Annotated in this window: 11 protein-coding genes, 9 pseudogenes and 2 other annotated features; of the genes and pseudogenes, 11 read left to right on the forward strand and 9 right to left on the reverse strand. The window is 47.7% G+C overall.

The window, feature by feature from the left end:
- Positions 1 to 99 precede the first annotated feature (99 nt).
- Positions 100 to 1,086 (reverse strand): tyrosine-type recombinase/integrase, encoded by a 987-nt coding sequence (locus tag KGP25_RS25535; protein WP_123061070.1) that lies wholly within the window; start codon positions 1,084 to 1,086, stop codon positions 100 to 102.
- A 1,460-nt stretch (positions 1,087 to 2,546) separates the two neighbouring features.
- Here KGP25_RS25535 and KGP25_RS25540 point away from each other — a divergent pair.
- From KGP25_RS25540 to KGP25_RS25555, 4 genes and pseudogenes are all read left to right on the forward strand, one after another.
- A complete protein-coding gene (locus tag KGP25_RS25540; RefSeq protein WP_123061072.1) occupies positions 2,547 to 3,377 on the forward strand; it encodes a glycosyltransferase in 831 nt (276 codons plus the stop codon).
- An 11-nt stretch (positions 3,378 to 3,388) separates the two neighbouring features.
- Positions 3,389 to 4,813 (forward strand): lipopolysaccharide biosynthesis protein, encoded by a 1,425-nt coding sequence (locus KGP25_RS25545; RefSeq protein ID WP_123061073.1) that lies wholly within the window; start codon positions 3,389 to 3,391, stop codon positions 4,811 to 4,813.
- 424 nt (positions 4,814 to 5,237) lie between these two features.
- Positions 5,238 to 5,510: a transposase gene (locus tag KGP25_RS25550; protein WP_223540638.1), complete on the forward strand. Its 273-nt coding sequence runs from the start codon at positions 5,238 to 5,240 to the stop codon at positions 5,508 to 5,510.
- Between the two features lie 26 nt (positions 5,511 to 5,536).
- Positions 5,537 to 6,755: pseudogene (locus tag KGP25_RS25555) on the forward strand (IS3 family transposase).
- Positions 5,824 to 5,939: a sequence feature (AL1L pseudoknot), on the forward strand. It overlaps the preceding pseudogene by 116 nt.
- A 681-nt stretch (positions 6,756 to 7,436) precedes the next feature.
- Here KGP25_RS25555 and KGP25_RS25560 read toward each other — a convergent pair.
- Complete coding sequence (locus tag KGP25_RS25560; RefSeq protein ID WP_223540639.1) at positions 7,437 to 8,552, reverse strand: IS110 family transposase; 1,116 nt, start codon at positions 8,550 to 8,552, stop codon at positions 7,437 to 7,439.
- Positions 8,553 to 8,607: 55 nt separating this feature from the next.
- Here KGP25_RS25560 and KGP25_RS25565 point away from each other — a divergent pair.
- A pseudogene (locus KGP25_RS25565) lies at positions 8,608 to 8,796 on the forward strand (transposase domain-containing protein); the annotation flags it as partial.
- A gap of 80 nt (positions 8,797 to 8,876) precedes the next feature.
- On the opposite strand, the pseudogene KGP25_RS25570 reads toward KGP25_RS25565, so the two are convergent.
- The 3 genes and pseudogenes from KGP25_RS25570 to KGP25_RS25580 form a co-directional block, all read right to left on the reverse strand.
- A pseudogene (locus KGP25_RS25570) lies at positions 8,877 to 9,005 on the reverse strand (IS1 family transposase); the annotation flags it as partial.
- A 35-nt stretch (positions 9,006 to 9,040) separates the two neighbouring features.
- Complete coding sequence (locus tag KGP25_RS25575; protein WP_223540640.1) at positions 9,041 to 9,943, reverse strand: LysR family transcriptional regulator; 903 nt, start codon at positions 9,941 to 9,943, stop codon at positions 9,041 to 9,043.
- Between the two features lie 48 nt (positions 9,944 to 9,991).
- Positions 9,992 to 10,656: pseudogene (locus KGP25_RS25580) on the reverse strand (DDE-type integrase/transposase/recombinase); the annotation flags it as partial.
- A 158-nt stretch (positions 10,657 to 10,814) separates the two neighbouring features.
- On the opposite strand from KGP25_RS25580, the pseudogene KGP25_RS25585 reads away from it, so the two are divergent.
- Positions 10,815 to 11,837 (forward strand): annotated as a pseudogene (locus KGP25_RS25585) (transposase); the annotation flags it as partial.
- On the opposite strand, the gene KGP25_RS25590 reads toward KGP25_RS25585, so the two are convergent.
- On the reverse strand, positions 11,762 to 12,310 hold the full coding sequence (locus KGP25_RS25590; RefSeq protein ID WP_223540641.1) for a transposase: 549 nt from the start codon (positions 12,308 to 12,310) through the stop codon (positions 11,762 to 11,764). The pseudogene KGP25_RS25585 and the gene KGP25_RS25590 sit on opposite strands and share 76 nt — an antisense overlap.
- 633 nt (positions 12,311 to 12,943) lie before the next feature.
- On the opposite strand from KGP25_RS25590, the gene KGP25_RS25595 reads away from it, so the two are divergent.
- From KGP25_RS25595 to KGP25_RS25605, 3 genes and pseudogenes are all read left to right on the forward strand, one after another.
- Positions 12,944 to 13,204, forward strand: coding sequence for a hypothetical protein (locus KGP25_RS25595; protein WP_164472304.1), 261 nt, complete (start codon positions 12,944 to 12,946; stop codon positions 13,202 to 13,204).
- 330 nt (positions 13,205 to 13,534) lie between these two features.
- Positions 13,535 to 14,704: pseudogene (locus KGP25_RS25600) on the forward strand (IS256 family transposase).
- A 71-nt stretch (positions 14,705 to 14,775) separates the two neighbouring features.
- Positions 14,776 to 15,592: pseudogene (locus KGP25_RS25605) on the forward strand (IS3 family transposase); the annotation flags it as partial.
- Between the two features lie 208 nt (positions 15,593 to 15,800).
- Here KGP25_RS25605 and KGP25_RS25610 read toward each other — a convergent pair.
- On the reverse strand, positions 15,801 to 16,697 hold the full coding sequence (locus KGP25_RS25610; protein WP_140423308.1) for a carbapenem-hydrolyzing class A beta-lactamase FRI-8: 897 nt from the start codon (positions 16,695 to 16,697) through the stop codon (positions 15,801 to 15,803).
- Positions 16,698 to 17,373: 676 nt separating this feature from the next.
- On the opposite strand from KGP25_RS25610, the gene KGP25_RS25615 reads away from it, so the two are divergent.
- Complete coding sequence (locus tag KGP25_RS25615) at positions 17,374 to 18,237, forward strand: LysR family transcriptional regulator (protein WP_223540642.1); 864 nt, start codon at positions 17,374 to 17,376, stop codon at positions 18,235 to 18,237.
- Positions 18,238 to 18,350: 113 nt separating this feature from the next.
- Here the strand turns inward: KGP25_RS25615 and KGP25_RS25620 are convergent.
- Positions 18,351 to 19,370: pseudogene (locus KGP25_RS25620) on the reverse strand (IS3 family transposase); the annotation flags it as partial.
- Positions 19,168 to 19,278 (reverse strand) — a sequence feature (AL1L pseudoknot). (Overlaps the previous pseudogene by 111 nt.)
- 177 nt (positions 19,371 to 19,547) lie before the next feature.
- Here KGP25_RS25620 and KGP25_RS25625 point away from each other — a divergent pair.
- Positions 19,548 to 19,826 (forward strand): replication regulatory protein RepA, encoded by a 279-nt coding sequence (locus tag KGP25_RS25625; RefSeq protein WP_123061079.1) that lies wholly within the window; start codon positions 19,548 to 19,550, stop codon positions 19,824 to 19,826.
- A gap of 35 nt (positions 19,827 to 19,861) precedes the next feature.
- On the opposite strand, the pseudogene KGP25_RS26740 reads toward KGP25_RS25625, so the two are convergent.
- A pseudogene (locus tag KGP25_RS26740) lies at positions 19,862 to 19,965 on the reverse strand (replication protein RepA).
- Between the last annotated feature and the right edge of the window lie 136 nt (positions 19,966 to 20,101).

Consider the following 20,101-nt stretch of genomic DNA (forward strand, 5'->3'; position numbering starts at 1 on the left):
AGTCATTTGGCTAAATAGCTGCGCGGAATAGTAATTCCAATAAAACCATTTTGGTCACTGTAATGATACAAAAGCATTTATATACCTTATGGATGACGGTTAGATTTTTAAACGATCTCTGGCCTTGCGAAGACGCGCTTCACCGCGGCGGTCGTACTGTTGAGTGGTGGTGACACTGGCGTGGCCCATGGCATCCTTAACGGTAATCAGGTCTTCGCCGTTATCCAGCATGGCCGTGGCAAAGGTTCTCCTCAAATCGTGCGGGGCGCATTTAGCAATGCCTGCCTGATGCTGGCGGACCTGCAGGACATGGTACACCGCCTGGTCGGTCAGCCGGTCGTTGGTCAGGGTGTCAAAGCGGCGGATACGGGTGAACAGCGGCCCGTCTTTTTCCCCCCGGACGTCATCGATCCACGTTCTGAGCCGCTGCCAGGTGCCGGCCGGCATGTAGGCCAGCCTTTCCTTGTTTCCCTTACCCAGTACCCGGAGTGCCCGTTCATCTGTGACAACGTCACTCAAATCCAGCCCCACGACCTCCGAACGGCGCAGGCCGCAGCCGAGAATGACGGCAAGTATCGCCGCATCGCGGATACCGATACTGGAATCATCGGCCTCGCAGGCAGAAAACAGAGAACGGATCTCCTCCGGTGGCAGGGCCCTGCCGCGCGGAAGACGGCTACCGCGCAGGTTACGCACCGCCCGGATGTGCTGGAAACTCTCGACGTCCATCAGTCGGAGCATCCAGGCTTCCTTTGCCACCCCTTTCAGTGCAGAAAGGTAGGTATTGACGGTGGCGGTGGCCCGGCCGGTGTCGCGCAGCAGTTCGGTCACGGCCATCACGTGATAGCGCCGCAGGCTGCCCCAGCAGCAGGACTCGAGAGACGGGGTTCCGAGCATGCCGGCAACGATGTTCAGGAACGAGGCCATGGTCTGCCGGCTGCGGGGGGAATTAAGGGAAAGCAGGTATGCCCGCGCCGGGCTGACCGGAGCATTTTCACCGGCCAGCGCCGGCAAAAACGCCTCACCAGGTGGAATGACCGCTGCGGACAGACTCAGATCCGGTTCGTCATCGGGCATCAGGGTCATTTCGGCTCCGTCCGGGCCGGAAAACCTCCGGCGCGCTGCGTGAAAAATCGGGGAAAAGTTATACACCAAAGCGTACAGCAGAGAGTCTACTTTTTCAAACGTATATTTTAATAAATAGAATCGTAATATAAAAACTACATAACTGAAATGGGTCAAATGTGATGTGGTTTTAAATTACGCAGTGAAACAACGAAGCATTTATAAAGTAACTGAATCGTTATGCTGAAGGTATAGCTCTGCGTGTTTTCTAATAAGAACCGCTGGGTTCACCGACCTCTTGATTTGCAGCAGGGGCAAATCCTTTCTTTTCGGGGCCGCTTTAACGGATATCGTCATACTCAGGCTCGTCTCTGAGCTATCTGAGCTAATCGGGACCTTTTATCTTGACCTCCGGCCCGTATATCCAGCCAGGTATGGGCTGAATAACAACCTGTTTGACTGCTTCAATTTTAAACTCTTCGGGATAACGCTTACCGTTCATGGGCACCTCTCTTAAAGCCATCTTAAATGACTCTGAGGTGTCTGTTAAACCTGTGGCTATTCAGAGCACAAAGTTCATCAGAGATGATGCTCTTTGCAACAATATCAAAATATTTTCCAATCACCCAAAGATGCAAAAATAAACATAACTATAGGTAAATTAAAATAATATAGGAAGATGCTGGCTTATATTGTAACTTTTGAGATAAATATTTCTTTAAAATCAACCACTTCACTCTAAGGCTGAAAAGGTTGCAATTTCAAAATTGTGAACTTTACATCTACCCGCCAAATCTTATATGGCTCCTGCTTACTTGCATTAAACACTTGATGCCTGATATATTATTTGAAATATTAAGCATGGCCGAACATTAACATTTTTTTCATAGAAGGGTGAAGATAATGTGGTTTTTAATTCTATTTTTGGCAACAATTATGTTTGTTGCAATTTTATGCGTATGGTTTTATCTTAAAGAACGCCATTCTATGGATGTAGTTAAATATATCGACTACTCTTATCGGGATACTGATGACAAGTGACTTAGTGCCGCTTGAGAATCACATGAACCCACTCTAAGGACGGAATTTTCCAGTTTGGTATTATCCAGTGAGTAATAAACTGGTTATAAAAATGTTTTATTAGCTATCGTGAGCCAATAGATAGAATAAGTATTTAATAACGTCATTGAGTGCGATCATGGAAAGCTAAAATTGGTATACCACGCGGGAATTCAAATTTATAAATACAGCATGCGCAACAATCAAAGGGATTAGTGCGTAAAATCAGGACACACCTTCTTATTATGGTTATCTTCTGCGTAAATGCAGATCTTTTTAAATTTACGAACATCTCCTAAATGTGAAATACTATTTCATCTATAAGTTTGCAATTGTGCCATATAAATCGATGTAATATATTCAAAATCCATTTTTATGAAGCTGCTCTTTAGCACATCACTTAACTATGAAAAGAGTTTATTATGATTTCTATAAACCTAACAACAACATCTTCACGGCTTGGGCTTTGTAGTGCAACGGTATGGTCATTGATCAATCAAAAAAAGAAGCCAGATAAAATTGTATTATGGATATCTAAAGAGGCATATCTATCAGATGATGGAATAAAAGATATTCCTGAATGGGTATACAACTTTAATAAAATAGCAAATATTATTGATGTTAAGTTTGTTGAAAATACAGGACCTTACAGGAAGATAATAAACGCATTAATAGAGGCGGCCCCGTCTGATGTACTTGTTTACGCTGATGATGATGTTATTTATGGAGAGTTATGGTTAGATACATTACTGAATGCATTTTATTCTAATGAAGAAAGGATAGCAATCGCTTCGAGAATTAGAGTAACAAAGAGAAATATCATAGGAACACTGCAGTCTTATAGTCAATATGATATTTGTCTAGAAAAGAAAATCTTAAACCATGGTTATATTATTACTGGCGTCGGCGGGTGTGTTCTAACTAAAAAGATGATAAAAGAATCTCTTTTAACAAATAAGGGATATATATCCTTAGCCCCAACGACAGATGACATCTGGATAAGTAAAATATTAGAATTATCAAATGCAAAAGTTGAGGCTTGTCCGGATGCACTAAATTATGTACAGGAGATAATGCACAGGAATAATCCCCTCAGCGTGCAAAACACATTCCAATTCAGGAGAAATAATATCATATTTAAATTAGGCAATATGCTCTACCAAAAAATCCTTTCATATTTTGGCATGCAAAAGACAAACAATGATTTATCAATACAAAAAGTTCATTCTTATTTCAGAGATATTAATTTTTAACAAGGTGATAAATGAATTTTTTAAATAATGTGCGATGGGTTTCAATATCTCAATGTGTTAAGGTTATTTGTCAATTACTTGGCTTGGTTGTCTTTGCAAGATATCTCACACCACAGGAGATAGGGTTAATGTCAATCACATTAGTTGTGGTTAATTTTGTTAATATTCTTAGAGATATGGGATCTTCAGCAGCCATAATTCAAAAAGAAGAAATAGATGAGACATTCAAAAGTTCTGTCTTCATAATGAATGTGGTTGTTGGGTTTGCATTGGCTATTTTATTTTATGCTTCGGCTCATTTTATATCTATTTTCTTTGAGCAGGAAAAACTTGAGTACACCATAAAATTAATTACACTATCTTTTATATTTAATAGTGTCACATCCGTACACTTAGCACTTCTTGAAAGAGGATCAATGTTTAAAAAAATAGCTTTTATAGAATCTCTCTCATCAATATCTTCACTTATAATTGGTGTTTATTTTGCGGTTAATAGTTATGGTGTTTATAGCTTGGTATATCAAGCAATTAGTTTTTCTATTTTTACCTCAATCTCATTTTATATCTTATCGGGATGGAAGCCTTCTTTTACATTTAATACAGATAACATTAAGTCGACATTCAGATTTAGTTCAAATTTGGTTTTTTTTAATTTCATTAACTATTTCTCTAGAAATAGTGACCAACTGATTATTGGGAAGTTCTTCCCCACATCGATATTAGGTGAGTACTCATTAGCATATAGATTGATGTTATTCCCAGTGCAAAATATAACATCTGTCTTAACTAGGTCTCTCTATCCCATTTTAAGTAGATTGCAATCATCACCAAATGATTCTTTCAGGATCTATCTAAAAACCATTAAGGCTATTTCATTAATAGTTCCGGCAATGATGCTGGGTTTATCAGCAGTAAGCAATGAGTTTGTAATTATTTTTTTTGGTAACCAGTGGAGTATTTTACCAAAATTATTAACTTGGTTATCAATTGTTGGTATTTTACAAGCGATGGTAAGTTCTACGGGCGCTGTTTTCATGTCAAGAGGAAGGACCGATTTGTTATTTTATATTTCAATCTTTAATGCAACGCTCCAGGTAGGTTCTTTTGTAGTTGGGGTGTTCTATGATATAGAGACATTAGCACGGTTATATTTGCTGGCAAACATAATCATGTTTATTCCAAACATGATTATGGCTATTAAAATATTAAATGGTGGTATGATTGAATTAATGGTTAGTATATACAAACCGTATCTGTGTTCTATCGCAATGTTTTTTATTATAATAGCTAGCGGGTGGGTTTTAAGCTTATTTAACCTATCGCTGTTGTGTCTTTTTATTTCTAAGGTGTCGGTTGGGTTTACAGTATATATTATTTTGTTAATCATAACAGAACCCTTTTTATTGCAAAAAATTCGCATTAATTACTTATCATAGATTATTTATTGTAACCTAAAATAACTGTTTCTTATCAGGAGCGGATGTTCAGTCGAAAGAAAACTCACAGTGCGCAGATGATACCGCTCTCCACGCCCTTTTTACCGACCCAGCGGTGCCCGGTCCGGGTAGCAGGGCATAAAAAAGGTCAGGGTGGGTTCCGTCTATTCACCGGAGATCTCTGTGCCTATGTGCTCCGGGTGGCCCTGTGGAGCAACCAGATCTCGTACCCTTTTGGTTCAGGTCTTTCAGCATCTTTGCCCTGTTGCCGATAACGGCGTTTATTAACAGTTCACATGTGTTAACCCTTCTTACCAGCCTGGCAATCCAGCCGCATGATGGTAAGCGATCAGTCTGTGCCGTCTGGACTGATATCTGACGTATTCGACAAAATATCCACCACTAAAAATAGTGGGTGCCAAAAATGTCAGATTTACAGAAGCGAGCTACACCCGGCAGACCTAAGGGCTGCACTAATTATCCGCCAGTGTTTGAACAACGTCTGATCGAGGCATCATTTGAGCCTGGTGTTTCAATCTCCAGGCTGACGCTGGACAACGGCATTAATGCCAACCTGTTGTTTAAATGGCGCCAGCAATGGCGACAAGGGAAAGTAAAACTACCATCTGAATATGAACCCAGGCCCCCGTTGTTAATCCCCGTGACGCTGAACCGCACCGGGTTTCCGGGAGACTAAACTCTCAGTGAAAAAGGAGATCCGACATGGCATCAAAATCAGCAAACCGTTACTCCCCGGAATTTCGTGAACGGGCAGTCAGAATGTTGCTGGACCAGCGTGATGAGTACCGTTCTGAACACGCGGCTATCCATTCTCTTGCCCCTAAAATAGGCTGCAGCACCGACACCCTGCGCACCTGGCTTCGTCAGCATGAGCGGGATGCAGGCGGAGGTGACGGTGGACTTTCCACCTCTGAGCGCGAACGTCTCAAGGAGCTGGAGCGGGAAGTCCGGGAACTGCGGCGCAGCAACGATATCCTGCGGCAGGCTTCCGCTTATTTTGCGAAGGCGGAGTTCGACCGTCTGTGGAAAAATAATACCGCTGCTGGATACCCTCAGCAGGAGCCACGGGGTCGGACCGGTATGCCATGAGCTGGATATCGCCCCGTCGACATATTACCGGCACCAGGAGCAGCGTCAGCATCCGGAGAAGCGTAGCCTGCGGCAGCAACGTGACGACCAGCTGAAAGTGGAGATACAGCGCGTGTACGACGAAAACTACAGCGTCTATGGTGTTCGCAAGGTCTGGCGTCAGTTGCAGCGGGAAGGCTTCAGCGTGGCCAGATGCACCATCGCGCGGCTGATGAAGGCTATGGGGCTGGCCGGTGTGCTCCGTGGTAAAAAAGTGCGCACGACAGTCGGTCGTAAAACGCAGGCCGCTCATGACAGGGTCAATCGCCAGTTCGTCGCTGCCCGTCCCAACCAGCTTTGGGTGGCAGATTTTACGTATGCCAGCACCTGGCAGGGCTTCGCGTACGTGGCGTTCATCATCGATGTGTTCGCCGGCGTCATCGTGGGCTGGCAGGTGTCATCCTCGATGGAGACGACATTCGTGCTGGATGCGCTGGAGCAGGCGCTGTGGGCCCGTCGTCCGTCAGGCACAATCCATCACAGCGATAAGGGATCGCAATATGTGTCGCTGGCGTACACGCAGCGGCTACAGGAGGCGGAACTGCTGGCCTCAACGGGCAGCACGGGGGACTCCTACGACAATGCAATGGCGGAGAGCATCAATGGCCTGTACAAAGCGGAGGTGATACACCGACAGAGCTGGAAAAACCGTACAGAGGTTGAGCTGGCGACGCTGACATGGGTGGAGTGGTACAACAATCGTCGGCTGCTTGGGCGACTCGGCCACATACCACCTGCTGAAGCAGAAAAAGCGTATTATGCTTCCATCGGAGAAAAGGCTCTGGCAGCCTGAGTTCCCGGACTAAACTCTCTCCCACAAAACCGGGGCGGTTCAATCAATCGTTATGCGTGCTGTCACCACTACCCCGGTGGGTATGACCGGTGCATTTCTCACTCTCTTCCCGGTCATCGTCGGCCTTCCCCGTTATTATGGCGTGTCAGCACCCACGACGGCATTTCGAGGCCTGCTCAGTGTTCACTCACGTTACGGACCGCATAACCTGTTGACTTCCTTAAGAAGCCGTTTCAGGGAGAGCTTCAGCCCATTCGTTACCTCCTGGACCGCCCCCTGTACTTCCGGCCGGAGCGAGAGTTAGCCGGGTCGGACTTTCACCGACGGAAAGATCGTGCCTTGCAAGGCACACACAATAATATCGCTGAAAATGCCCTGCGGACGGTCAGTCTGGGTCGTAAAAACTCTTATGACCTTTGTCAAGAATTTCGGCCGTACTTGTCCTGCACAGCCTGATTTTTCTGTGCTTTAAAACAGTCGCAGGCGTCAGAGAACCTGAAGTGACCGAGCTGTATCCTGAATTGAACAGACTCTTATTCGGAGATTAGTTGCCCCACGAAGGTTTTCGTAGTGAGCTTGCCTCTTTCTACCTGCTGGTATCGGATTGTTGCCTTCCGACCTACGTTCTTGACGAGGATCACTCATTCCGTGCCCGGCACTTCAGGGTTTAACGCTGTACTGTTACCCTGATTGTCGAGCCGTCAGGGCAATATCCCACATGAATCCTGTCAGTTCCCTGGCGACCGCTGTAACAGCAATTTGTGACCGTTTACCTCTCTGTAAGAGCGCTTTGTAGCGGGCACATAACCGCTGTTGAGCTTTCCAGGCAATGTCTTTTGATTCCTGTGTGGTTTCAGTTGGTCGGTAGGTAATGAGCCAGCTTCCAACTTTTGCCGGAGAACGATATGCCCACGCAGCTTCGTACAATAGCCTTCGTAGTTCACTGTTACCGGTTTTTGTTATGCCCCGGGAACGAGTTTTGTTACCACTGGAATATTCCCCCGGAATTAACCCTATATAGGCCATGATTTGTTTTGGATTAGGGAAACGAGAGAAATCGCCAAGTTCTGACACAAGTGAGATTGCAATCGTTTTACCCACGCCTTTTAGCGCCTGAAGCTGGCAGACTAGATTGTATAACGACCATTCGGGTAACAGCCGATCAATCTCTTGATCCAGTTGTATTATTCGGCTTTCTATTTGTTCGAGGCTCTGACAATAGTGCTGAAATGCAATCTGTTGCGATGGTAGAGGAAAAGTCTGGTTGGCCAGCCAGATCCGATGTTTGTAACTCCACGGCTTCTTGTCATATCTCCGGTCATTACGCAGCAATATGCTCTGTATTCGCTGCCTGGCAATGCGGCTATCTTGCTTTGAAGCAGCCCTGGCCCGAACCAGATCACGCATTGCTTCGTGCGTCAGGTCAGGGATCCAGACTGGGGTTAATTCACCGGCACGTAATAATCTTGCCAGACCAACTGCGTCACGGTGATCGTTTTTGATGCGGTCTGTGGGTGATTTTGGGATCCGTGATGGCGCTACAACAATACACTCAACGTCCATAGCTGTTAGCTGGTGATAAATATTGTATCCACAGGGACCCGCTTCATAACAAGCCATAATGTATGAGTATTGCTTTTTTATCTTTAAAAATAAGTGATTAATGCTTTGCTGTTGATTTGGGATGTTACCATAAAAGCGGATTTCTCCACCGCGCTCAGGACTGGCTATCGCGATAGCCAGTGATTCTTTATGCACATCCAGACCAACATAAATCGAAGGGGAATTTTGTAACATGATGACCTCCAATAATGCACCGATGCTAAAGTGATTATATAAAGGTCATACCATCTTCCTGTTCTTCGGTTCTGATCATGGTGGTGAGCGGGGGGCTCTGCTGTACAGCCTGATCGGGACGTGCAAACTGAACAGCGTGGAGCCAGAAGGCTATCTTCGCTATGTGCTTGACGTCATAGCCGACTGGCCAGTCAATCGGGTCAGCGAACTGCTACCCTGGCGCATAGCACTGCAAGCTCAATAATACATCCCTGTCAATACGGCCCTCGCTGTACGCTTACGCGCATTCGCGCGGGGTGCTGGTTTGCACCAGCGTATGCCCTCCATCTTCTGTCTATTGGTTTTCTGGTTCAGGTTGTTGCGCTCAATGCGTTGGGTGAAGATTGTGCAGGTCAGATGCTTATCCTTCGGAACTTCTCTGGCTTAGCTGCCCCAGTCGTCGCTGGTGATAATGTCCGGAATCACGCTCGTTTAGCGGCGTCGAAAATCTATTTAGAATAGCAGGAGAAGAGCTTCGGTATTTCGTGCAGGAACCAAGATTTAGCTTCTCCCATGCTGTCGCGACGCCACGCCATAATGATATCCACCTCATGGCTATATTCCGGGCTGACAACGCGCAGCCGCCCTTCAGCAATATCTTTTTCCACAAACGGATACGGCATTGTCGCCACGCCAAGCCCTGCCAACAGCGCCTGCCGTTTGTCTTCCAGCGAGGTAACTGTCAGACGAGGCTGTTTATCCAGCAACTGTACCGTCAATACAGGACGTTCACGTGCGGTATCTGCGACTGCAACACCGCGATACTTCACGCGCGTGACTTCAGACAGCGGTTCCGGCTCGTTGTGAATAGGGTGACTGGATGCAGCAACATAGATGTTATTCACGCTGTAAAGCTTGCGCGAGTTGATTTCCGAACTGGAACGCAAATGCCTGCCCGACGCAATGACGATGTCTGCTCTGCCTGTATCCAGACTCTCCCAGACTCCTGCCAGAACCTCGGTAATGATCGACAGCTGAGTGTTCGCTTTATCTACCAGACGGTTGACTAGCGGGAACAATACTTTTACAGGCACCAGTGCTTCGGTAACTAATGTCAGATGGTTTTCCCAGCCTCGCGCCAGCACTTCGGCGTCCGCTGTAAGCTTGTCCGCAGCTTCCAGAAGCACGCGCCCTCGCTCCAGCAGCATTCGCCCCACATTAGTGAATTTTGTTCGGCGACCTGAGCGATCAAACAACAACACGTCCAGCTCTTCCTCCAGCTTCTGCATGGTGTAACTTAGCGCAGACGGAACGCGCCGCAACTCATTTGCCGCCGCTGCAAAACTGCCACGCCGGTCAATCGCGTCCATCACTCGAAGCGCCTCAAGCGTCAATGCTCTCTCTTTTGCCATCTCGTACTCAGTTGATCTTGACCCGCCATCTCCGGACAGCTTTGTCTCTTAATTTAACGATGCCCACCCTCTCCGGTATTCCCTTGGGGAGTGATATCCCAGCGCGCTGTACGGTTGTAATGCGTTAACGATGCTGCAAGGTTTCGCAGGGCTGTTCTCACATCCGGTTTTGGCATGAATATAGTCTTCCTTCATCGTCTTCACGAACCGCTCTGCCATGCCATTACTCTGTGGGCTGCTCACTACTGTTGTGCAGGGTTCCAGATTCAGCTCTCTGGCGAACCTCCGCGTTTCATGCGCAGTATACGCTGAACCGTTATCTGTCAGCCACTGCACCGGTGTGTCGGGCAACCTGTCGCCGAAGCGTTTTTCCACCGACCTCAGCATCACATCCTGCACGGCGAACTGTCATAGCCTCCCGTGCTTGCTGCCCAGTCTATGGCCTCACGGTCACAGCTGTCCAGCGCGAACGTTACACGTAGTTTTTCGCCGTTGTCACAGCCGAACTCGAAGCCATCTGAACACCAGCGCGTATCCGGCTTAAGTGTCACGACGTTGCCGGTATGACAGCGCTCTGGCTTTTTATAGCCAGATTTTGCCAGTAACAGCTTATTCGCCTGCATGATCCGGTAAATACGTTTGGGGTTAACCCGCCAGTTCTGTTCCTTCAGCGCACGCTTAAGGTGCGCAGTCACGCGACGATAGCCGTTTGTTGCCCGCTCGCTGCATATCTGGCGGATAAGCGGTAACAGTCGGGCGTCATCGTCTTTGCTGTAGCGGGCTGAACGTTGCTGGCGTTTCTCCAGCAACCGGTCATACAGATTCGAACGCGATACACAGAGCACTTCTGCTATTCGGATGAGGGGATACTCCACACGTAGGGATCGACGAATGGGCCTGGTATCGGGGTCATCGTTACGGCACGCTGATAGTCAATCTGGATACTCACCGCCCCCTGGTTCTGCTTCCCGGACGCGACCGGCGTGCACTGGCATCCTGGTTCAGAAAATATCCGGAGATACAGGTAGTATCACGGGATCGCGGTGGGATCTATGCTATGGCTGCCAGGGAAGGCGCACCTCAGGCAAGGCAAGTGGCCGATCGCTGGCATCTACTGAAAAATATTGGTGATGCGCTCGAACGGATGATGTACAGATATATGCCTTTGATACGTCTTGTTGCCAGCGAACTGTCGCCAAAAAAATCAGCAGAGTCAACGCCAGTAGAGCCACCATCATCACTCCGTCGCCTGGAGCGGCTGAAACAGCAAACCCGAAAAAAACGATATCAACGCAGGTCGGAGGTGATGTCACTGCATAATAAGGGATGCGGGTTCAGGGAAATATCCCGTATCACCGGGTTATCCCGGGTGACTATAAGTCGATGGGTACAATCCGGGACATTCCCCGAAATGTCGACCCGTCCACCAAAACGGGGATTTCTCGAGCCATGGAAGGACTGGCTTGAAGAACAGCGAGAAAGCGGAAACCACAATGCCAGTCAGATATGGCGAGAAATGGCGGCGAAAGGGTTCACAGGCAGTGAAACCATCGTCAGGGACGCCGTTGCCAGATGGCGTAAAGGCTGGCTCCCTCCGGTTACTATCACCTGCCGACTTCCTTCCGCTTCCCGTGTGAGCCGCTGGCTGATGCCCTGGCGAATCATCAGAGGTGAAGAAAATTACGCTTCCCGTTTTATTAGTCTGATGTGTGAAAAAGAGCCACAGCTGAAATTAGCACAGCAACTGGCACTCGAGTTCTACCAGATCCTGAAAACCAAAAACAAACCACAGCTAAGCAAGTGGTTCATCCGTGTCCACTATTCGCGGGTAGGATCAGATAATTTTATCGAATTCAAAAATAAAACAGAAAAAATTGGCCTGAAATTTTTAAAGCATAGATAGAGAGCAATCAGAGCGCGTCTAACGAGCATGGTCTTACATGTTAAACTACTATATATGTAACTTATCATAATGAATGGATTTGGTATAGAATGGCCAAAGAAAAAGGTAGTTTGAAGTAGCATCCCGGATATTTCACGCTGTGCCACGCCCCGGGTCTTCTTCGCAAAATGGACTTTCCAGTGGCGACCATACTGAGCCTGCAGGTAACGCCGCCACTGTTCCCTGTCGCGGATATGCCCCAGCCCCGGCAGGCTGCCGGGATTAATCAGGTCGTAACTTTTGCGCAGCAGGCGAATGACGGCACCCCGCCAGATTTCTTCCACCACCTTCTTTTTGAAAAACAGCGCCCGCCAGACGCCATGTTTAACATCGAGCCCGCCGCGGGTGACGGAGGCATGAATGTGCGGATGCTGGCTGAGCTGGCGGCCACGGGTGTGCAGGGTGCAGAAGATGCCGGCTTCCACGCCCTGCTTACGGGCCCGGTGTAGTATGGCGCGGGTGGCGGCCTGAAAGAGCTGGTTGAGCAGGGGCCAGTTTTTGTTAAAGAAGGGCTACAGCAGATGGGGCATGGTAAAGCCAGTCGCAGTCGGACAGGATGTGGCTCTGCTGCGACACCCACTGCTCCGTGCTTTGAAGCCGCAGGAGCTGCAGGCCCTGGACTTGGAGCTCTGGCAGAAAAAGCGGGAGTGGCCTAGGTCAGGACCATCAGACAAATATGATGTTCAGAGAAAAACAGGGGTTTCACATCATTGCATCTGAAAACACGAATGAGGGATAGATATTGTAACGCGCGGTGCCGGGTGCCTCCCGGTGAGTCCTGGACAGCCGCCGTGACTCGCTATTATACGGACGAACCTGATAATAACTCTGTATTGGCTGTTTAGCCCCTCCGCTCAGGGGGATTCACCGCACAGGATGAATTTAAACCATTAGCCTTAATTGTGAATATTCAAATAAGAACATATTTTTGTATAATATGAGACGAAAATAACTCAGTCCGCGCATTGACTCAGCATTTTTGTTACCCAACGTGCACTGTTGCCTCACCAAAATTGTTACTTTGGCTGTGTGATAAATAATCAGCCAGAGGTCCACCTATGAGCAATGCATTGTTGCCTATGGATACCCGTCGTCAGCTTCTGCGGGCGCTGAAAACACGCTATCAGGCAGCCAGTAAAGCCGAGAAAACCCGGATCCTCAAAGAGTTCATACTGATCAGTGGGTACCATCGTAAATCAGTAATCCGGTTACTGAATGGTGCCGTCACCAGCGGCAACCAACGGCGTCGATCAGCCACGGCTCGTTCAGTTTATGGCGCAGCTGTTCAGCAGGCTCTGATCGTACTGTGGGAAGCTTGAGATCGGTTGTGCGGTAAGCGTCTCAGGGCGTTACTGCCCCAGCTTATTCCGGCGATGGAGAAACACGGGCATCTCAGCCTGAATCCGGCACTCCGCGAGCAATCAGTGCAAGATCCCTTCGCTGACGTCTGGAACGAAATAGAATGCTGGCTTAAAGATGAACCGCAACTGGGCAGTACCGAATTACTTCTCAAACTTGAAGGCGTACATCCTGGTCAATTTACTGAAGGTCATCGCAGAACACTGCAACGCAGGTTGCAGGAATGGCGGGTCAGGGTGGTCAGAGTACTGGTCTACGGAACTCGTGCCGATGGTAACAGCAACACCCTGATGCAACTCGGCGGCGAGGATTTCCTGCATGAGCTCACCGAATTTATGCTCAACCTCATCATGGAAGCTGACGTCACTCAGCGCATCAACGCAGAGCCTCACGAGCGCAGCGATGAACGCGAGACATACCGCAACGGCTACCGTGACCGGCAGTACAACACCCGGCTCGGCACGCTGGACCTGCGTATCCCGAAGCTGCGTGAAGGCACCTACTTCCCGCCCTTTCTCGAGGCCCGCAGGCTGTCGGAGAAGGCGCTCAACGCGGTTATCCAGGAGGCATGGATAAACGGCGTCTCGACCCGCAAGGTTGACGCGCTGGTCCAGTCGATGGGGATGACCGGCATCTCCCGCAGCCAGGTGTCCTCCATCTGCCGCGGTATCGATGAGCGCGTGTAGGCGTTCCTGCAGCGGCCGCTGGAAGGGGAATGGCCCTACCTGTGGCTGGATGCGACCTACGTGAAGGTGCACAAGAACGGACGGGTGCTCAGCGTGGCGGTAATAATCGCCTGCGCGGTCAGCCCGGACGGTCGCCGGGAGATTATCGGGATGGGTATCGGTGAGTCTGAAGCCAAAGCGTTCTGGCAGGCCTTCCTGCTGAGCCTGAAGGAGCGCGGTCTGGAGGGCGTGAAGCTGGTTATCTCCGACTCGCACAGCGGCCTTAAAGCAGCGATACAGCAGGTGTTCTCCGCCAGCTGGCAACGCTGCCGGGTCCACTTCATGCGCAATATGCTGAGCCGCGTCAGCCGGGCGAACCAGTCGGTGGTCCGTGCCGCATTGCAGCAGGTGTTCGTGCAGACCGACGAGAAAAGCGCCCATGCCACCTGGCGTGAAGTTGCCGGCCAGCTGGAGAAGAGCAACCCGGCGGTCACGGCGATGATGGATGAAGCGGAGGCGGACGTGCTGGCGTACTTCGGCTTCCCGAAAGCGCACCGGGTGAAAATCCACTCGACCAACACGCTGGAGCGCCTGAACAAAGAGGTGAAGCGTCGTGCCGACGTGGTGGGTATCTTCCCCAACGAAGAGAGCATCATGCGGCTACTGGGTGCGGTACTGACGGAGCAGAACGAAGAATGGCTGCTGCAGAACCGCTACCTGCCGCAACACAGCATGGCGGAGACAGACCAGCCCGCTGAAACCGAAGTAATCGACGCGCTGCCACTCAGTGCATAACAGGCCCGTTACCGGACCGGAAGGCTGTAACTGAATTTACACCACCTTGACGGACTCGACCCAGAGTCCCAGAGTTCAGTATCAAAGCCATGTGCCGGGTGCTGCGCGTGGCCAGGAGTGGCTGGTATTCATGGTGTCTGCGCCGTCATCAGACTAACCGGCGACGGCAGTCCGTCTGGTCTGTGATGCCGCTGTCCGGCAGGCGTTCAGTGATGCAAAACAGCGGTATGGTGCACCGCGTCTGGCTGATAAATTGCCCCGGTACAACATCAGAACCATCGCCGCCAGCCTGCGTCGTCAGGGGCTTCGTGCAAAAGCAGCGCGTAAGTTCAGGCCGGTCAGCTACCGTAAGCATGGTCTGCCGGTATCAGAGAACCTGCTGAAGCAGGATTTTTACGCCAGCAGGCCGAACCAGAAATGGGCTGGTGAAATCACGTACGTACGGATGAGGGCTGGCTGTATCTGGCGGTGGTGATTGACCTGTGGTCCAGGGCTGTCATTGGCTGGTCGATGTCGCCAAGAATGACGGCACAACTCGCGTGTGATGCGCTACAGATGGCACTGTGGCGACGTAAGCGACCGGAAAATGTCATCGTCCATACGGATCGTGGCGGGCAATATTGTTCAGCGGATTATCAGGCATTGCTGAAACGGCATAATCTACGCGGGAGCATGAGCGCCAAAGGGTGTTGTTACGACAATGCCTGCGCGGAAAGCTTCTTCCATTCGCTGAAGGTGGAATGTATCCATGGAGAGCGCTTTATCAGCCGGGAATTAATGCGAACGGCGGTGTTCAATTATATCGAGTGTGATTACAATCGGTGGCGTCGTCACAGTGCCTGTGGCGGACTCAGCCCGGAACAATTTGAAAACCAGAACCTCGCTTAGGGCGGTGTCCACATTATCTGGGTAAGATCATCAACCCTAAAAACGAGTATTATACATCAAATTCAACTAATCAGAGGTATTACCCATTTTTGATAGAGTCCATTTTTAAAATTAAGTGGACTCTATCATCGCCGGATTAAAGGTTCGTCGACAGACGTCGCTGATGGGGCGCTTACACAGGTAATACCTCTATTTAATTACAACAAAATCATTTATAACTTCCATACACTGCATTTATAGCAATTTTTGCAGCATTTTTAATTATTGTTTCATCATGTTTATCGTTTTGATTAGTACGCGTTGTATACACAGCGATAACAGCAGGTGAATTGGAATCAGGCCATAAAATAGCAACATCATTAGCTGTACCATAGAAACCACAGGTGCCTGTTTTATCGCCAACAACCCATTTATCAGGAACTGCGGCTCTGACTCGCGCATTGCCAGTCGTGTTTCCTTGAAGCCAATCCTGCAGTAAGGCTTTATTTTTAGCATCAAGTACAGAACCAAATGCAATATTTTTTAGGCTCATTGCTACTGCTTTCGGAGTTGAAGTATCACGTTTATCGCCTGGAATAGCTGAGTTTAATTCTAACTCCCAGCGATCAAGCCTGAACTCCGTGTCTCCCGTTGATCGCATAAATGCAGTCAAACCTTCAGGACCTCCGACGTATCTTTCCATTAATAGATTAGACGCTCCATTATCACTGTACTGAATTGCTGCCATAGCCAAAGTCTGAACGCTTGCACCCGTTTCTAGGTATTTTTCTGATACAGGAGAATGCTTCTCCATAACACGACCGGAATACTCTACCGTATCATTAAGAGAAAAAGATTTATCCTGAGTTTTTTTTAATACGGATGCAGCTAAGAACACCTTAAATGAACTGCATAAAGGAAATCTCTCATTTTGCCTGTAGGAAAACTCTTTCCCATTTTCTGTATTTAAAAGATAAACACCTATCCGCCCTCCAAAAACAGTTTCCAGTTCCTTAATTTGAGCCAGGCCATTCCTTTCCTGATTTGCAAATGAGTTAGATGAAGCAAAAGGAAGGCAGAGCGAAAAAGAAAGAATAATCGCATTTTTTCGCATTTTTTTTAACATATTTAACACCTTTATAAAGTTTACTGGCTATAAATCAGAAATTAATACGCCATCTATTAGTCCGCGCTTGTTGACGCATGTAAAACATAAAGCGAAATTAAATACTTTCATTAAAATAAAAACATTTTATCTTTTAATATGTTAGCAACCTGGTGATGTTTTTTATTGAAAGCATTTCCCTGGTTGTAAAAAACAAAGGTAGGCTATTTAATAAACAGATAATTTATTTTTAATACACAAAAAAACCATTCATTTTCTGATCCATTAAATTATACAGTGCAAGCCAGGTGATATATTTCTTTATTTTTAGTAAATGATTTTTAAATTTTAAAATATTAGATTACCTTTCAGCTAACAATTAATAAAAAGGGTCACCTTTAGCATAAAAATCAAAAATGCTTCATAAGCACATTATTCAATGTATTTAATATGAATTCCTCATGCGATGGGAATTTAATTGAAACATTGCAATTCTTGGGGTGGGAATAGAAACTTAACATTAAGATACCTCCAGCTAATTTTAGTAAAAACAAGATTAAACAGCCATAATTTATATAACAATTTAAAAATAACGGTATAAAAATGTCTATCAAAATGAATTATACATTTGCTCTTTATGGTGACAAGCTATAATATATTTGCTTAGACATAAGTAAAACTTTTAGGTTAATACGCCATGAGAAATCGCCTCCCATTGAACGGGTTACGGGCTTTTGAGGCTTCTGCCCGCCACCTTAACTTTACACGTGCAGGTCTTGAACTGCATGTTAGTCAAGCCGCTGTAAGTCAACACGTTCGTTCTCTGGAGAACATTCTTAATGTCACTCTGTTTCGAAGGTTACCGCGAGGATTACTTCTTACAGAAGAAGGGGCACATTTACTTCCTGTCGTTAATGATGCGTTCAATCGTATGGATTCAGCTTTACAAAAATTCCGTGGAGGTAAATTTCTCGAAGTGCTTACTGTTGCTGTGGTGGGAACTTTTGCGATTGGATGGCTTTTGCCCCGGCTTAAGGATTTTTATGAAAAATACCCCTGGATTGACTTAAGGATTTTAACCCATAACAATACAATCAATTTGGCAACTGAAGGTATTGATGCATCAATTCGCTTTGGAACAGGAAAATGGACTCTTACTGACAATATTGAACTATTTTCTGCACCGCACACTGTACTATGCTCTCCTGTTGTTGCAGAAAGTCTTCTCTCACCGAATGATCTAAGAAATAAATTGTTATTACGAACTTATCGGCAGGATGAATGGTATCACTGGCTTGAAGTTGCTGGTGTTGAGCCATGGGTAATTACAGGACCAATTTTTGATTCATCTAGACTTATGGTTGATGCTACTAGCATATCTGATGGAATAGCTCTGGCACCTGCATGTATGTTCAGAAGGGAATTGGAGATAGGATTGCTTAAAATGCCTTTTGATATTGAAGTAAACATGGGAAGTTATTGGTTGACGTTTTTAAAATCAAAACAGAAATCTACGGCATTGACTGCCTTCAGCACTTGGTTACAGGACTGCAGCCTGTAATTAAATTACTGACTTTATTGAGGATATGAGAGATTTTATAAGAAGAGAAAAGAACCAATATTATATGATGATGAACCGTACCGGTTTTGTGGGAGAGAGTTAAGTCCGGGAACTCAGGCTGCCAGCTCCTTATTCCCGATGGAAGCGTAATACTCTTTTTCTGCTTCAGCAGGTGGGATGTGACCGAGCCGCTCAAGCAGTCGACGATTGTTGTACCAGTCCACCCACCACAGTGTTGCCAGCTCCACTTCCTGCCGGTTTTTCCAGCTCTGGCGGTGTATCACCTCTGCTTTGCACAGACCGTTGATGCTTTCGGCCATGGCATTATCGTAAGAGTCACCCGTGCTGCCCGTTGAAGCAAGAAGCTTCGCTTCCTGCAGCCGTTGCGTGTAGGCCAGTGAAACATATTGCGAACCTTTATCCGAGTGATGGATGGTGCCGGAAGGTCGACGTGCCCACAGTGCCTGCTCCAGCGCATCCAGTACGAACGTTGTCTCCATAGACGATGATACCCGCCAGCCTAAAATAACGCCGGCGAACACATCTATGATGAACACGACATATGCGAAGCCCTGCCAGGTGCTGACGTACGTGAAATCTGCCACCCAAAGCTGACTGGGGCCGCTCTGCCACGAACTGACGGTTTACCCTGTCGCTTGCCGCAACGTCTTTCCGGCTGACCGTGGTGCGCACTTTTTTACCCCGCAGCACACCAGCCAGCCCCATAGCCTTCATCAGTCGCGCGATGGTGCATCTGGCTACACTGAAGCCTTCCCGCTGCAACTGTCTCCAGACTTTACGGATGCCATAGACACTGTAGTTTCCGCCATACACCCGCTGTATTTCCGGTCTCAGCAGGTCGTCACGGCGGTCACGCAGACTACGTTTCTCCGGATGCTGGCGATATTCACGGTGCCGATAGTACGTCGACGGGGCGATATTCAGCTCATGACATACCGGTCCGACCCCGTCGCAGAGTGTATCCAGCAGCGGCATTATTTTTTCCACAGGCGGTCGTACTCCGCCTTCGCAAAATAAGCTGAGGCTTGCCGCAGGATATCGTTACTACGCCGTAATTCCCGGTTTTCCTGCTCCAGCTCTTTGAGGCGCTGGCGCTCGTCACTTGTGAGTCCGCCATCCCGATGGGCACAGGGATCAGACTGGAAACAGACGTACTGACCCCAAAGAAACGATCGTTAAACGTAAACCGTGCGCCAACGCGGGTTACGTTCATAAAGTAAGTCGCTGATTTCAGGAATCTGTAGTATCCTCTGCGAAACGATCCTTGTTTGATCCTTGAGGGGGCAGAGATGTCGCAGGCTGAAAATGCAGTAACTTCCTCATCGAAAGAAAAGCGTTCTTACCGAAAAGGTAAGCCGATGTCGGCAAGTGAAAGACAGCTTGCCGCGATTGCGCGTAAACGTGAAACACATAAAGAAGTGAAGGTTTTTGTTAAAAATCCTCTTAAAGACTGGATGATTACGATCTGTGAAGAGGAAGGACTCACTCAAGCGCAGTTTATTGAGACCTTACTCGAACGTGAACTTTCTGAACGTGGTGTTCTGGATGTAAAGACTTCACATTCTTGATCGTTTTCTCGTTGGGTGCTAGATTACTGATCGTTTTAACGAATTCTTGGCTGGCCACGCCGTAAGGTGGCAGGGAACTGGTTCTGATGAGGTGTCTACCCGGAGCCAGAAAAGCAAAAACCCCGATAATCTCATCCATTCTTGGCGGGACGGTAAGATTAACGGGGCCTACTTAAACTGTATAGAAGCTGTTGCTCTATGCAGGGAGTATAGTTTTATGCTCAGAAAAGTTCAATACCTGTTTCTGTGCCATTTGCTCCTTCCGTGCAACATAA

It is taken from the genome of Enterobacter sp. JBIWA003 (genome assembly GCF_019968825.1).
Lineage (GTDB): Bacteria > Pseudomonadota > Gammaproteobacteria > Enterobacterales > Enterobacteriaceae > Enterobacter > Enterobacter quasiroggenkampii.

Bases quoted from the DNA above. Each gene is read 5' to 3' on its own strand.
- KGP25_RS25535 (WP_123061070.1), bottom strand. From the start codon at position 1,086: ATGACCCTGATGCCCGATGACGAACCGGATCTGAGTCTGTCCGCAGCG.
- KGP25_RS25540 (WP_123061072.1), top strand. From the start codon at position 2,547: ATGATTTCTATAAACCTAACAACAACATCTTCACGGCTTGGGCTTTGT.
- KGP25_RS25545 (WP_123061073.1), top strand. From the start codon at position 3,389: ATGAATTTTTTAAATAATGTGCGATGGGTTTCAATATCTCAATGTGTT.
- KGP25_RS25550 (WP_223540638.1), top strand. From the start codon at position 5,238: ATGTCAGATTTACAGAAGCGAGCTACACCCGGCAGACCTAAGGGCTGC.
- KGP25_RS25560 (WP_223540639.1), bottom strand. From the start codon at position 8,552: ATGTTACAAAATTCCCCTTCGATTTATGTTGGTCTGGATGTGCATAAA.
- KGP25_RS25575 (WP_223540640.1), bottom strand. From the start codon at position 9,943: ATGGCAAAAGAGAGAGCATTGACGCTTGAGGCGCTTCGAGTGATGGAC.
- KGP25_RS25595 (WP_164472304.1), top strand. From the start codon at position 12,944: ATGAGCAATGCATTGTTGCCTATGGATACCCGTCGTCAGCTTCTGCGG.
- KGP25_RS25610 (WP_140423308.1), bottom strand. From the start codon at position 16,697: ATGTTAAAAAAAATGCGAAAAAATGCGATTATTCTTTCTTTTTCGCTC.
- KGP25_RS25615 (WP_223540642.1), top strand. From the start codon at position 17,374: ATGAGAAATCGCCTCCCATTGAACGGGTTACGGGCTTTTGAGGCTTCT.
- KGP25_RS25625 (WP_123061079.1), top strand. From the start codon at position 19,548: ATGTCGCAGGCTGAAAATGCAGTAACTTCCTCATCGAAAGAAAAGCGT.